The 13558-nt window shown below is 69.2% G+C and carries 15 protein-coding genes; 10 read left to right on the top strand and 5 right to left on the bottom strand.

Annotation, left to right across the window (positions count from 1 at the left end):
- Positions 1 to 128 precede the first annotated feature (128 nt).
- The 4 genes from ubiA (at position 129) to B3E43_RS03280 (ending at position 3321) form a co-directional block, all read left to right on the top strand.
- Positions 129 to 1127: a 4-hydroxybenzoate octaprenyltransferase gene (ubiA, locus tag B3E43_RS03295; RefSeq protein WP_292026565.1), complete on the top strand. Its 999-nt coding sequence runs from the start codon at positions 129 to 131 to the stop codon at positions 1125 to 1127.
- Between the two features lie 11 nt (positions 1128 to 1138).
- On the top strand, positions 1139 to 2020 hold the full coding sequence (locus tag B3E43_RS03290; protein WP_292026561.1) for a DUF3298 and DUF4163 domain-containing protein: 882 nt from the start codon (positions 1139 to 1141) through the stop codon (positions 2018 to 2020).
- Complete coding sequence (locus B3E43_RS03285; protein ID WP_292026559.1) at positions 2020 to 2499, top strand: hypothetical protein; 480 nt, start codon at positions 2020 to 2022, stop codon at positions 2497 to 2499. The genes B3E43_RS03290 and B3E43_RS03285 overlap by 1 nt, the downstream gene beginning before the upstream one ends.
- 270 nt (positions 2500 to 2769) lie before the next feature.
- Positions 2770 to 3321 carry a hypothetical protein gene (locus B3E43_RS03280; protein WP_292026557.1) on the top strand — a complete coding sequence of 184 codons (552 nt, stop codon included), beginning with the start codon at positions 2770 to 2772 and terminating at the stop codon, positions 3319 to 3321.
- On the opposite strand, the gene B3E43_RS03275 is transcribed toward B3E43_RS03280, so the two are convergent.
- From B3E43_RS03275 to B3E43_RS03265, 3 genes are read right to left on the bottom strand one after another with little or no spacing between them, the layout of a single operon-like run.
- Complete coding sequence (locus B3E43_RS03275) at positions 3297 to 4235, bottom strand: alpha/beta fold hydrolase (protein ID WP_292026555.1); 939 nt, start codon at positions 4233 to 4235, stop codon at positions 3297 to 3299. The genes B3E43_RS03280 and B3E43_RS03275 overlap by 25 nt on opposite strands.
- Positions 4236 to 4271: 36 nt before the next feature.
- On the bottom strand, positions 4272 to 4469 hold the full coding sequence (locus tag B3E43_RS03270; protein ID WP_284220220.1) for a helix-turn-helix transcriptional regulator: 198 nt from the start codon (positions 4467 to 4469) through the stop codon (positions 4272 to 4274).
- The gene (locus B3E43_RS03265; RefSeq protein ID WP_292026550.1) at positions 4469 to 4873 is read right to left on the bottom strand and encodes a hypothetical protein; all 405 of its coding nucleotides are present in this window, start codon (positions 4871 to 4873) and stop codon (positions 4469 to 4471) included. The genes B3E43_RS03270 and B3E43_RS03265 overlap by 1 nt, the downstream gene beginning before the upstream one ends.
- Before the next feature lie 256 nt (positions 4874 to 5129).
- Between B3E43_RS03265 and B3E43_RS03260 the strand changes: the two genes are divergently transcribed.
- From B3E43_RS03260 to B3E43_RS03245, 4 genes are all read left to right on the top strand, one after another.
- Positions 5130 to 5969 carry a fatty acid desaturase family protein gene (locus B3E43_RS03260; RefSeq protein WP_349677552.1) on the top strand — a complete coding sequence of 280 codons (840 nt, stop codon included), beginning with the start codon at positions 5130 to 5132 and terminating at the stop codon, positions 5967 to 5969.
- Complete coding sequence (locus B3E43_RS03255; RefSeq protein WP_292026572.1) at positions 5969 to 6622, top strand: class I SAM-dependent methyltransferase; 654 nt, start codon at positions 5969 to 5971, stop codon at positions 6620 to 6622. Before B3E43_RS03260 ends, B3E43_RS03255 begins: the two co-directional genes overlap by 1 nt.
- Before the next feature lie 44 nt (positions 6623 to 6666).
- Entirely contained in the window at positions 6667 to 7056 is a 390-nt protein-coding gene (locus B3E43_RS03250; protein ID WP_292026546.1) for a hypothetical protein, read from the top strand.
- Positions 7057 to 7150: 94 nt separating this feature from the next.
- Complete coding sequence (locus B3E43_RS03245) at positions 7151 to 7996, top strand: KPN_02809 family neutral zinc metallopeptidase (protein WP_292026544.1); 846 nt, start codon at positions 7151 to 7153, stop codon at positions 7994 to 7996.
- Positions 7997 to 7999: 3 nt separating this feature from the next.
- On the opposite strand, the gene B3E43_RS03240 is transcribed toward B3E43_RS03245, so the two are convergent.
- On the bottom strand, positions 8000 to 8947 hold the full coding sequence (locus B3E43_RS03240) for a pepsin/retropepsin-like aspartic protease family protein (RefSeq protein WP_292026542.1): 948 nt from the start codon (positions 8945 to 8947) through the stop codon (positions 8000 to 8002).
- 240 nt (positions 8948 to 9187) lie between these two features.
- Entirely contained in the window at positions 9188 to 10060 is an 873-nt protein-coding gene (locus tag B3E43_RS03235) for an LD-carboxypeptidase (protein ID WP_292026539.1), read from the bottom strand.
- A gap of 17 nt (positions 10061 to 10077) precedes the next feature.
- Here B3E43_RS03235 and B3E43_RS03230 point away from each other — a divergent pair, with 17 nt between their 5' ends.
- Both B3E43_RS03230 and B3E43_RS03225 read left to right on the top strand, forming a co-directional pair.
- Positions 10078 to 11484, top strand: coding sequence for a UDP-N-acetylmuramate--L-alanine ligase (locus tag B3E43_RS03230; RefSeq protein WP_292026537.1), 1407 nt, complete (start codon positions 10078 to 10080; stop codon positions 11482 to 11484).
- Entirely contained in the window at positions 11481 to 13490 is a 2010-nt protein-coding gene (locus tag B3E43_RS03225) for a TonB-dependent receptor (RefSeq protein ID WP_292026535.1), read from the top strand. Before B3E43_RS03230 ends, B3E43_RS03225 begins: the two co-directional genes overlap by 4 nt.
- Positions 13491 to 13558 lie beyond the last annotated feature (68 nt).

The raw sequence follows: 13558 nt of genomic DNA, 5'->3' as shown, positions 1-13558 counted from the left end.
GCTGCCAGCGGAAGGTCGGCGCGGTCTGCACCGCTGCACAGGCGCCGGCCAGCCACTAACCACTCGCCACTAACCACTCGCCCCCCGCCACCCTTCACCCCCACCCCCCGACAGGCTATCTCCGACCCATGACCTCCGCCCCGCTTCCCGACGCCCCGACGAACTGGGTCGACCGTCATGCGCCGGAGAGTCTCAAGCCGTGGCTGAAGCTCGGCCGGTTCGACCGCCCGATCGGCATCTGGCTGCTGCTCCTGCCGGGCTGGCAGGGGATCGCGCTGGCGTTGGCCCAAGACCGCAAGGCGCCGGACCTCTATGACGCCTGGCTGTTCCTCGGCTTTGCCCTCGGCGCCTGCCTGATGCGTGCGGCGGGCTGCGCCTTCAACGACATTGTCGACCGCGACATCGACGCAAAGGTCGCCCGCACGGCGATGCGGCCGATCCCGTCCGGCCGGATCTCGGTCAAACAGGCGCTGGCCTTCGTGGTCGGATGCAGCCTGATCAGCCTGCTCATCCTGCTGACCCTGAACCTGACCGCGATCGGGCTCGGCATCGCCTCCCTCGCCCTCGTCGCCGCCTACCCCTTCATGAAGCGGATCACCTGGTGGCCGCAGGCCTGGCTCGGCCTGACCTTTAACTGGGGCGTCCTCATGGGGTTCGCGGCGGCGCATTCTTTGATAGCGGCCTGGCCCATCCCTCTCAGCGCCACGGTCTGGGGCGTGGACGTTCACCCGGTGACGCCGCTGCTGCTCCCCGCCCTCCTCCTCTACCTCGGTCTCGTCTTCTGGACCCTCGGCTACGACACCATCTACGCCCTGCAGGACATCGAGGACGACGCCATGGTCGGGGTCAAATCCTCGGCCCGCCGCCTCGGATCCCGGGTCGCCAGCGGGGTCTTCGCCTTCTATCTGCTGGCCTTCCTTCTGGTCGCCTGGGCCGGTGTCCTGGCCGGGCTCCAACTCGGCTTCTGGCTCGGTCTGGCCATCTGGACGTCGCATCTGTTCGGCCAGGTCCGCGACCTGCGCCCGGACAATCCGGCCCTCGCCCTGCGGCTGTTCCGCTCGAACCGCGACGCGGGCTTCATTCTGCTTTCCGCCATCATTCTGGGCGCTGTATCGTGGCCGTTCTGAAGGAGACCCGCATGACCGCCCCCCTCAAGACCAGATTGGGCGCCCTGCTGCTGACCGCCGCCCTCGCTGCCGGCCTGTCCGCCTGCAACCGTGACCGCGAACCCGCGGCTCCCGATGCGCCTGCGGCGCCGGGCCAGCCGGCGGCAGTCACCCCCGCCGACGCCGCCGCGCCGATGGCCTTTGAATCAAAGACCGCCTGGGCCGACGTCAGCCTGACCCTGCCGGCCGCCATCCGGACCCAGACCGATCTCCACGCCCGCCTCTATGCCGAGGAGGTGCGGCTGCTGCGCCAGTTCGCCGAGGGCGCCCAGGGCGAACTGACCGAGGCCGGGGCCGACACCGACCGGCCCAAATACGAGAAGACCATCACCGTCACCGCCGCCCTCGAGACCGGCAAGCTGTTCAGTCTGAAGCGGGTCGATTTCGACTATTCGGGCGGCGCCCATCCGAACACCCTGACCAGCGGCATCCTCTGGGACAAGGCGCTGAAGCGCCGGCTCGGCCTCGCCGACCTGTTCCGCAAGAACACCGATCTGGCCATCCTCGACCAGGCCCTGTGCTCGGCGATCAACGCCGCGAAGCGCGCCCGTGTGCCCGACAGCGTCTCGATCCCCCTCAACGGCCCCCCCGGCGCCTCATGCCCGCGCGCCGCCGACACCGCCTTCGTCCTCGCTCCCGGAACCGTCAACGGCAAGGCCGCCGGCCTGATCTTCTTCATCGGAGCCTATCAGGTCGGCCCCTATGCCGAGGGGGCCTATGAGATCGCCATCCCCGTCACGGGCTTCCGCTCCCTGCTGGCGGTCGCCTATGCCGACGACTTCGCCGGCCAGTTGCTCAAGGCCGGCGACGTCACGCCCGTTGCGGCCGTCCGCCCCGCGCCGGAAACGATCTGATGCGGTCGCTCGCCGTCCTGCTGCTCGCCGCCCTCGCCGGTCCCGCCCTGGCCCTGCCCCAGAGCGCCCGCGAGCCCGAGGGGCTGCGCATCTACAGCCCCACCCAGTTCGGCGTGGTCGCCGAAACCCCCAGCCGGCTCGCCGGCTCACGGGAGGAAATGAACCGGGGCCGCAACATGCCCCTTGGCGCGTCCGTGCAGGATCAGGCCGCCGACGCCGTCGCCCGCGCCGGACTGGTCTGCGCCGTGGCCGAGGCCGCCGTCATCGGTCGCACCCGCGACGGCGGACCCCTGATCGAGATCGACTGCGTCGAGGGTGGGGGCGTCATCATCGCCGATTCCGACCCGCTTCAGGTCACGGACTGCCTCGACCTGGCGCCCGACACCGGTCAGGCGGGACGCCGCCAGCGGATCGTCACCGCCTGCCGGTTGCCGGGCAATGCCGGCCTCGCCGAACGCGCCCGACCGCCCGGGCCCTGATCCATCAGGGCAGGGCCACGATCCATCAGGGCAGGGCCATGATCCGGCGTTCCTCTCCGGTCGCAGCCGCTCTCGCCCCTCGGTTGCATGTACCGGTGCGCGCGCCGGTTTGACCCCTCGGCGGTTCTGCGTCAGTCTGGACCTTTAGTTGAAGATCCCAGTGCTTTTCCCTTTTCTGTTCTCCGCTCTACGCTGACCATCATGCGCCGATGAATACGTCGGCCAGGCCACCGCAACCGGAGGGATCAAACCCGTTGGAGGAGGTCGCCCATGCTTCGCCTGTCCCATATCCTCATCGCCTCGGCCGCCACGGTCGTCGCCTTCGCGGCGACGCCCGCCCTCGCGCAGACCTATTCGACGCCGGGGGGTTTTACGCCCAACGGCCATACGGAAACCTACGGCATGGAGGCCAGATCCTCGGCCAATTTCGGGTTGGATGCGACCACCCCGAGCCGCATCGAAAGCTCACGCCGTGAAATGAATCGTGGGCGTCGCGGCGGGGATCGCGGCTTCCGTGAGGAGATGAACCGGTCCGAAACCTTCCAGTACGCTGAACGCGTGATCCGTCGCGCCGGGTTCGTCTGCGAAGTCCTCGACGCGGCGGTGGTCGCACGGTCCAACGCCTTCGCCCCGTTCGTCGAGGTCAACTGCAACGAGGGCGGCGGACTCGTCGTCGCCGACACCTCGCCGCTCCAGTGGGTCGATTGCCTCGACATTCCGGCCGAAGGCTATGAGGTGACGCACAACAACCGGCTCGGCCGCTGCCAGCTGCCCGGCAACGTCGCCTCGGTCGCGCCTCAGAGCGGCTCCGCCAACAACTGATCCATCAGTTCGGCGAACCGCCCCGGCTGGTCGGCCATGATGAAATGCCGGCTGCCGTCGACCCGGATCAGGCGCACGCCCGGCAGGGCGGCGTACTCGCGACCCCATAGGGCGTCGGCCATGGCGGCCGGCGCCCCGCCATCCGCGTCTGACGCGTAGACAGCCCAGACCGGGGTCGTCATCGCCGCCAGACCGGGTCTCAGATCGGTCGTCATAACCTCGCGAATGGCGGTCGCCATCGCCTGCCGATCCGAGTGCATCGACCATTCGACCATGGCCGCCCGCGTCGCCGGATCACGGGCCAGGCCGACGGCGCCCTGGGCCTGACTGGCCCGGAAGCCCGCGTCATCCGCCGCCAGCATGCCGGCCGCCGCCTGGTCGGCGAACGGACGCGCCGTCTCCGCCGTCACCTGCGGCCCGAAGAGGGCGCTGAAGAACGGCAGGCTGTCGACGCTCATGACCCGCCCGACCAGCTCCGGATGCTGCTGGGCCAGAAGCACGGCGGTCATACCGCCCATCGAATGTCCGACGACCGTCGGCCGCGCCAGTCGCCGCTCCCGAACGTAACGCGCCAGCTCATCGGCCATCGGCTGCACGAACGGTCCGTCGCCGTGCACCCACGGCTCCCCCGCGAAGCCGGCCAGTTGCACCAGATGGACCCGGTGCGTGGCCTTCAGCCGCTCCGCCTCGGCCCGCCACACCTCCCGCGACGAGCCGAAGCCGGGAATCAGAACAACATCGGGACCCGACCCGACCACCTCAACCGACAAACGGTCCGAGACAAAGGCGGCAGGCGCATGGACCTCCTGGGCCATCGCCTGGCCGATCCCGACAACAAAGGCCGGGGAACAGACGGCCAGTCCGAAAAGAGCCGCGCGCAGCCGGGGCCGCGCCTTGAAGAAGGCGTTGAACATTTCAGTCTCCAGACAGGTAAGGTTCGGCTGACTTTGTCAGGCGTGGGGATTGTCGAAAATCTCTTCCACCGGCCGCGCGAACAGCACGGCGATGCGATAGGCCAGATCCAGCGAGGGATCGTGCTTCTCGGTCTCCAGGGCATTGACGGCCTGGCGCGACACGCCCAACGCCTGTCCCAGCTGTTCCTGGGTCCAGCCGCGCTCGACGCGCAGAAGTTTGAGGCGGTTCTTCATCAGCTCGACGACTTCACGAAGGGCGCGATCAGGCCGAAGCAGGCCCAGAACAGCGGATAGATGATCCAGGCCGGAATGTGCGGCGCGTCAGCATAGCTCTCGCCGAAGCCCCAGACGCTGGCCACCGCCATCGCCAGGCCGGAGGCGAGAATGAACTGTTTCGCCACGACGGCCCGGACGAACTCGTCCGACTCACGCATCAGCGCCAGCGTCGCCCAGATCTGGCCGATCACCGGCGCGGAGACCGCAAGGGCAAGGACCCAGGCAGCGACCGGCGAGGCGATGTCATCAAAGGCTCCGAAGATCGCGGCGACATTGATCGCGACATAGCCTGACATGAAGGCGATCGTCCGGACGACATAACGCTTGTGGGCGGAAGAGGTGGATTTTCCGAGAGCGAGCATGGAAGGCGTTCCTGACTTGATGTAAGTCTTACCTTACATTCTCGCTGTGTCATGTCAACCTGACTTTTTGTCGGGTTCTCATGACGATCATCCGGTCGCTATCGCCGCCCGCCCGACAGCGCACGCTTCCGATCGGTTCTCTCACGGCGTATCATGCGCCATGCCTGCCGCGCCCCGCATCCGGCCATCCGATCTGTTCACACCCGCCGCCTGGGCGACGTTCCAGACTCGGTCGCCATGGATAGGCCCTTTGCTGGTGCTGCACTGCTGGGGCGTCATTGCCCTGGCTATCGCCGCGAGCGTCATCTGGCCGATCCTGATCCCGCTCACCGTCGCCGTCATAGGCACACGGCAGCTGGGCCTCGCGATCCTCATGCACGAGGCGGCGCATGGCGGCCTGTCGCCGAACCGGCGGCTGAACGATTTCCTCGGCCATTGGCTGTGCGCGGTCCCCGTGGGCGCCTCTCTGACCGCCTACCGGCCCTATCATCTGGCGCACCACAAGTACGCCCAGCAGCCTGAGGACCCGGATCTGGTCCTGTCCGCCCCCTTCCCCGTCACCCGCGCCTCCCTGCGCCGCAAGATCATCCGCGACATGACCGGCCAGACCTTCTTCAAACAGCGAGTTTTGTATGCCTTTCACGCCTTCCGAACCCGGCGCGATGAAGACATGGCCGAGGGCGCCGTCGTCACCGGCCGCAGCGTCGCCTCCTTCCTGCTGGCCAACGCCGCCCTGTTTACAGGCCTGACCCTCGCGGGGGTCTGGTGGGCGTATTTCGTCCTGTGGCTGCTGCCGATGGCGACGTGGTTCCCGATGGTCACCCGACTGAGAAACATCGCCGAGCACGCCTGCGTCGAGGGCTCGTCCAGCGACCCCTTCCGCGCAGCCCGAACCACCCGCGCCTCCTGGTGGGAGCGCGCCCTCATCGCCCCCTACTGGGTCAATTTCCACGCCGAGCATCACCTCTTCATGCACGTCCCCTGCTGGAAGCTCCCGGCCCTGCACCGGGCGGTGCGCGCGAGGCCACAGGGAGGGCGGATGGAGGTGGCGAGCGGCTATCTGGCGGTTCTGGCCGAGGCGTCGGCCAAGGCGTGATCCCGGACCCCAAGGCCTTCATCCTCGCCAACACCCGCCTCCAGCCCGTGCCGCACGCGCCGGAGATTTCTCTGTGGCTGGCGGATGAGGTCACGCCGATCTGGCGGCTGACCGAAGAGGAATTGGGCGAAATGGGCCTGCCTCCGCCCTTCTGGGCCTTCGCCTGGGCTGGTGGTCAGGGGCTGGCGCGCTGGCTGCTGGACAATCCGGCCGAGGTCGCCGGGAAGCGTGTGCTGGATCTCGCCGCCGGATCGGGCCTGGTGGGCATTGCAGCCGTGCAGGCCGGCGCGACCTCGGTGCTGTGCGCCGACATCGACCCCTTCTGCGCCGCCGCGGTTGCGCTCAACGCCGCGGCCAACGGCGTGACGCTCGCGTTCACCGACACCGACCTGCTGGACGCAGGCCCGCCCGAGGCCGATGTGATCTGCGCCGGTGACGTCTTCTACGAACAGCCTATGGCCGGGCGTGTCCTTGGCTGGCTGACCCAAGCGGCAGACCGGGGAACCCGGGTTCTCGTCGGCGACCCCCTGCGGACCTACTTTCCGAAGACCGGCTTTGACCTGCTGGCCGAATACGCCGTCCCCACGACGCGCGAGCTCGAGGACGATGCCGTCAAACGCACCCGCGTCTGGACCCTGGCTCCGGTCCGCTGACGGCCACGCTTGGAGGTCGGCGCGGCAGGCGTCATCATCCTCCCATGACCGCACTCCGCGCGTTCCTCGCCCTGATCGCCCTCGCCATGACGCCGGCAGTGGCTCAGGCCCAGACCTGGCAGCCACATCCCGGCGCGCCCGCGGTCGACCCGCATCGCTATCAGGCGGACCAGCACCGGCTCGAAATGGACCGCCTCCGCGCCCGGGCCGACCAGCGCGACACCTTTGCCCGCCAGCTGGAGACCGAGACCCGTCTCAACCGCCAGCAGATCGAGGCCGCGCGCCTGCCCGAGCCGGTTCAGCTGCCGGGGCCCCGCGCCCTGCGCTCGCCCGAGGAAGAGCTGGCGCTACGCCAGTCAGCCTCCGGTCGGCGCGCCGCCGCCGCGTCGGAGGTGGGTCAGATCGACACCTGGCTGGATCGCCCGCGCGACTAGCTCCGGCGAACAGAGTTCGCCTTTCAGGCTGCATCCCTTCCCCTCGTCCTGCGTTCCGGCCTAGCTTGGGCATCAGGCCTGAGGGAGAACAATCATGCGGTGGCAGGGTGGACGGCGCGGCGGCAACATCGACGACCGGCGCGGCGTCGGCGGCGGGGCCATGGCCGGGGGCGGAATCGGCGTCGTGATCCTGGCCGCGATCGGCTATTTCGTCTTCGACATCGACCCCGCCACCACGACCCAGCTGGCCAGCCAGTTCGGCGGCGCCGGCGTCTCCGAGGGCCGCCGGGGCAGCCCGTCGGATCAGGCGGGCGCCTTCGTCGACGTTATCGGATCCAACATCGACGATGTCTGGAAGACCAAGATCCAGGGCTATCAACCGCCGACCGTCACCCTGTACGAACAGGGCACTTCGACGGGCTGCGGTTTCGGTCAGGCGGCCATGGGACCGTTCTACTGCCCGGCGGACCGACATGTGTATCTCGACCTGTCCTTCTGGTCGCAGCTCGAAACCGATCTGGGCGCGTCCAGCGCCGACTTCGCCCGCGCCTATGTCATCGCCCATGAATACGGGCACCATATCCAGACCCTGACGGGCCTTTCGGAACAGGTGCGCACGGCCCAGCAGCGCGCTTCCGGCCAGGCCGAGGCCAACCGCTATTCGGTCGCTCTCGAGCTGCAGGCCGACTGCTACGCCGGCGTCTGGGCCCGCAATGCCGCCGCGGCCTCAAACGGCGAGGTCGCTCTGGAGGCGGGCGATCTGGAAGCCGGTATGCAAACGGCCTCGGCCATCGGCGACGACACCCTGCAACGTCGCCAGGGCGGACAGGTCCAGCCCGAAGGCTTTACCCACGGCACCTCCGCCCAGCGGGTCGAGTGGCTGCGGCGCGGCTATGAATCGGGCGACCCGGCAGCCTGCGACACCTTCCAGACGCTGTAAGGTTCAGCTGACAGTCAGGTCCAGCGGACGCGACACGAAAAGCGCGCCGGCGCCGAGGTCCATGGCCACGCGACGGCCGTTGAACGCCTCCATCCCGACCAGCCCGCCGGGGAAGTTCGGCAGGGGCGGCTGGTCGAACACGCCGACGGCTACGCGTCGGTACAGGTGGCCCGCGAAGGTCACGGTGCGCGCCTCGACGATGGTGGAACGCAGCGCCCCACCGAGAACAAGACTCACCCCGCTGCCCTGCGGCCTGCCGTCCAGCAGGCCAGCGCCGCTCGCCGCCTCGCGACTCAGGCCCAGCAAGGCTGAGGCCCCTGTGTCGACGACGGCCTCGATCACCGAGCCCTCCACCGTCACCTCTGTGACCATCGACCCGCCCTTACGGCGCACGGCGGCCGGGGCCAGATCGGGCGGACGTACAAAGGCTTCGCGCCGCACCAGCCGCGCGTGCCGCCGGCGCGGGTCCAGCGCAAGCACCGCCTCACCCAGCACGTCCTGACCCAGGATCAATGGGGTTCGCAGCCCCTCCTCCGAGGCCAGCGGCCCCAGATCGAGGATGGCCGCCCGCAGACCGCGAACAGCCAGTCCGGGCAGATCGACAGCCAATGTCGTCCCGCGCCCCACCTGCGCCCCGCCGCCGACGCCATAGGCCACGAGCGGCATGTCGAACAACGACCGGCTCGCCGCCGGCAGCGCCGCCACCAGCGCCCGGTCGATCACCGAATACTGGGCTCCGCTATCGATCAGGGCGACGATTTCGAGATCGCCCAGCCTGACCCTCACGGTCGGCACCAGCGCATTCCGCGCATAGGCCAGCCAGGGCGTCGCGCCGCCTTCGCCAAAAGTCAGCGTCGGCTTGGGCCACAGCAGTGTCTCACGCGCCCACCAGGCTCCGCCGACGACGGCGGCCAGTCCTGCGGCGCGGATCAGAAGGGAGCGGCGGTTCATGCCTGCCGAAGATGGCGTTTGCCCGCCCCTCGCGCCAGCGTCGCCGTCGTCGCGTCAGGCTGCTTTGGGTGTCGCGGCCCGGCCGGCGCCCCCCGACGCCGGCCAGACCGCCACTGCGAAACCCTCCCCCAAGGGCCTCGCGGGTTCCGGCCTGTCGCCAGGGAACCCCGTGGATCTCCATCTGATGTCGCGCAGGCGCGGCCGTCGACCGGCTTCTCCGTCCACGCGAGCCCGGCTCGCCTAACGGGGGCCGAAGGGGACCACCTTGTTGTGACGGTCATGGCCGATATCCGCGGTCCCGAGGTATGGAATACCCGACCGTTCACACCAGTAACGGCAGATCTCTTCGGCGGTCAGGCCAAAGTCGGGGTCGTTCTCGACGATATCCGACACTCGCCCCATCCGGATGCCCGCCACCTTTCGGATCGAGGCCTGGCCGGTCAGGTGAAACATCATCCGGTCGATCCGGTACATTGGCTCGGACACATCCTCCAGCATCAGCACATGGCCGGTCAGGTCAGGCTCCAGCGCCGTCCCGACCAGCGCGTCCAGAATACTGAGATTGAAGCCGACCGCCGGGCGCGGGTCCTCGGCGAGCGAAGGCTCCCACGACGTCGGATCGCCCGACCTCAGCCAGTTCAGCGCCCGCCAGGCCGTGGGATCGTTGCGCACCGCGTCCGAGGCCATCGGCCCGTGCGCCACATGCGGAAATCCGGCCTTGTAGAGCAGGGCCAGGATGCTGCCGGCGTCCGAATAGCCCAGATACCGCTTCTTGCGCGCCACGGCCGTCAGACGGGGCAGCACCGCCTCGGCGATCCGGCACGAGCCATAGCCGCCGCGCGCGAACCAGACGGCGTCCAGCCGCGGATCATTGGCGTATTCCACAAAGGCATTGGCCCGGCTGGCGTCGTCGCCGCCGAAATGTCCGTGCTTGCCGAAACTGGCCGGGTGGAAGCTCGCCGTGACCGAGCCGTCCGGAAAATTGGTCGCGAACCAGGCCAGGACAGCCTCGGCGCGCGCCTTGTTAAGTCGCGAACTGGCGTTGACGATGCCGATCTTCATGCTCAGCCGCTGGCCTCCAGCCTCGCCCGTGCTAGTCAGGCCGCCGGACATTCCCCGGTTTCGCCCTCATGAATCAAGACGACTATTTCTTCTGCGGCATCGGCGGTTCGGGAATGCTCCCGCTGGCGATGATCGTCCAGGCGCGCGGAGGCCGTATCGAGGGCTCCGACCGGTCCCGTGACCAGGGCCGCACACCCGAGAAATTCGCATGGCTTGAGGCGCAAGGCGTGACCCTGCATCCGCAGGACGGCTCGGGCGTGACGCGGCCGGACCAGACGGTTGTGGCCACCGGCGCGATCGAGGACACCGTGCCCGACATCGGCGCGGCGAAACGCGCCGGGGCCCGTATCATCACCCGTCCCGAGCTGCTCAGCCAGCTGTTCAATGCCGCCCCGACGTCGATCGGTGTGGCCGGCACCAGCGGCAAGTCGACCATCACCGGCATGATCGCCTGGATCCTGCATCAGGCGGGCCGCGAGCCGACCGTCATGAACGGGGCGGTGATGAAGAATTTCGCCGACGCCGCTCACCCCTTCGCCAGCGCCCTGATCGGCGGCCCCACCCTGTTCGTCTCCGAAGTCGACGAGTCCGACGGCTCCATCGCCCGCTACAAGCCGACCGTCGCCGTGGTCTCCAATATCTCGCTGGACCACAAGTCGATGGAGGAATTGCGCGACCTGTTCGGCGGCTTCACCGGCCGGGCGGCCAGGGCGGTGCTCAATCTCGACAATGTCGAGACCCAGGCGCTGGCCCAGTCCCTTCCGGCCGACAAGGTGATCACCTTCGCCCTCGGCGAGGAATCGGCCACCCTCAATGCCCATGATCTCGAGCCCTTGCCGACCGGCATGCGGTTCACCCTGACGGAGCTGGGCGGGGCGAGACACGCGGTCGTCCTCAATGTTCCCGGCGCCCACAATGTCGCCAATGCGCTGGCGGCGCTCGGCGCTGTCCGGGCCATCGGCGTGCCGCTGGACCAGGCCGTCGCGGCCCTCGAGACCTTCGCCGGCATCCGCCGCCGCATGGAGGTGGTCGGGACCGCCGCCGGCGTCACCGTCATCGACGACTTCGCCCATAACCCCGACAAGATCGCGGCCACCCTGAAGACCCTGCACGCCTTCGAAGGCCGGCTGCTGATCCTGTTCCAGCCCCACGGCTTCGGACCCCTGCGGCTTATGAAGGCCGAGTTCATCGACGGTTTCGCCGGCCTCATGCGCGAGGACGACGTCCTGCTGATGCCCGAGCCGGTCTATTTCGGCGGCACCACCGACCGGTCCGTCGGCAGCGAGGACATCGCCTCGGGCATTCGCGCCGCCGGCCGCAACGCCGAGGCCCTGGCCACCCGCGAAGCCTGCGGCGACCGGCTGATCGACCTGGCTCGCCCGGGCGACCGGATCATCGTCATGGGGGCCCGCGACGACACCCTGTCAGTATTCGCGACGGCGCTTCTCGACCGTTTGGGCGATCGCGCTGCATGATCCAGCTCCCCCCGCCCGAACTCCCTGAGGTCACCGTCACCGCCGCGCGCTTGCCGCCCGCTGCCGGGGAAGCCGCCTTCGCGGTCATCCGGCTGGCCGAGGCCGACCTGCACGCTGAACAGCGCCTCGACGAGGCCCTGGCCTCTGTCCCGGCCGTCTCCCTGTTCCGTCGCACCTCCAGCCTGTCCGCCAATCCGACCACACAGGGAATCAGTCTGCGCGCCATCGCACCGTCCGGCGCGGGACGGACCCTTGTCACCCTGGACGGAGTGCCCCTGAACGACCCGTTCGGCGGCTGGGTGATCTGGTCGCAGGTCCCGACCGAAAGTCTGTCCGGCCTCGATATCGTGCGCGGCTCGGGGGCCGGGCCATACGGCGCCGGCGCCCTGACCGGCGTCATCAGCTTGTGGGAACGGGACGACGGCGCTGTGCTTGACGCCTCCATCGCCGACGGCGGCGGCCGAGTGTCGGCCTCTGGCACGGCGACCGCCGGTCCCGTCCGGTTCGTCGCTTCCGGCCTGTACGAAACCCGCGACGGACATGTCCCGGTCCGGGGCGCCGCCGCGGGCGCCGCCGACACGCCGCTCGACCTTGAGGTCCGCAGCGCAGTCCTGCGGGCCGACTTGCCTGTCGCCGACGCCGTGATCTCCCTGCGCGCCGCCGCCTTCGACGAGGACCGCGGTTCCGGCCTCGCCGGCGCCCGGGCGACCGCCAGCGGTAACCTGCTCTCCGCAACAGCGGTCGCAGGCTCACGCGCCGATCGGCTCGGTTGGCGGCTGCAGGCCTGGCGCCGGGAAAGCGACCTGGCCAACACCTCGGTCGCCGTCGCCGCCGACCGCGCGACGACCACGCCTGCCAACGACCAGTTCGAGACTCCCGCGACCGGCTGGGGCCTCAACGCCGCCCTGCGCCGCACCACGGTGTCGGGCATCGGTCGGGCCGAATGGGAACTCGGCGCCGACGCCCGCTTCAACGAGGGCGAGACCCGCGAACGCTTCCGCTACATGGCCGGTGCCTTCACCCGCGACCGCGTCGCTGGCGGCGAAACCTCGGTCGTCGGCGCCTATGCCGAGGGGTCATCCTCCATCGGCCCGTGGCTGATCGCGGGCGGCCTCCGCATCGACCAGTGGCGCAATGAGAGCGGCCGCCGACTCGAGCCCGACCTGTCCACAGGTCTGCCGACACTGGATGAGACCGATCCGGATCGCTCTGGCGAGGTCGTCAGCGCCCGTTTGGGCGTCCGGCGCGAGATCGCGGCGGACCAAGCGTTACGGCTGGCCGCCTACACCGGCTTCCGGCCGGCCACCCTGAATGAGCTGCACCGCCCGTTCCGCGTGGGCAACGACCTGACCGAGGCCAATGCGGCGCTGGAGCCCGAGCAGCTGACCGGCGTGGAGGCCGGTTGGGCATGGACCGGCGAGCGGGCTTCCCTTACCGCAACGGTGTTCTGGAACGAGATCAAGGACGCGATCGTCAATGTCACGACCGGCGTCGGCCCCGGCGTCTTCCCTCGCGCCGGTTTCGTGCCCGCCGGCGGCGTGCTGCGCCAGCGCATGAACGCCGGGACTATTGAAGCGACCGGGCTGGAGATCGACGGACGCTTCGAGGTCAGCGACGCGCTGTCGGTCCGCGCAGCCCTGTCGCTCACGGATGCCCAACTCGACGGTGGCGTCCTCGCCCCTCAGCTGACCGGACTGCGTCCCGCCCAGGCGCCCGATTGGAGCGCCACGACCGGCGTGGACTGGCGCCCTGTCGACCGGCTCTCCCTGGCCGCGGATCTGCGCTGGGAAAGCAGCCGGTTCGAGGACGATCTCAACAGCCGGGTTCTCGAGGCCGCCGTGACGGCCGATCTGCGCGCCGAATGGTCGGCGTCTCCCTCGGCGACCCTGTGGTTCGCCGCCGACAACCTGTTCGATGCGGAGGTAGAAGTCTCGGAGACCGCCACGGGTGTCGCCGGCTTCGGCCCGCCCCGCACCTTCAGTCTCGGCGTCCGGCTATCGCGCTGAGTCCCGGCTACCGGCCATTGATGATCGTTCGCAAACTCGGCAGAAGCCGTAAGGTGACTGTCGCCTCT

Source organism: Brevundimonas sp. UBA2416 (assembly GCF_002343105.1).
Lineage (GTDB): Bacteria > Pseudomonadota > Alphaproteobacteria > Caulobacterales > Caulobacteraceae > Brevundimonas.
The sequence above is the reverse complement of the archived record's forward strand: the minus strand, read 5'-3'. Positions and strand labels throughout refer to the sequence as shown.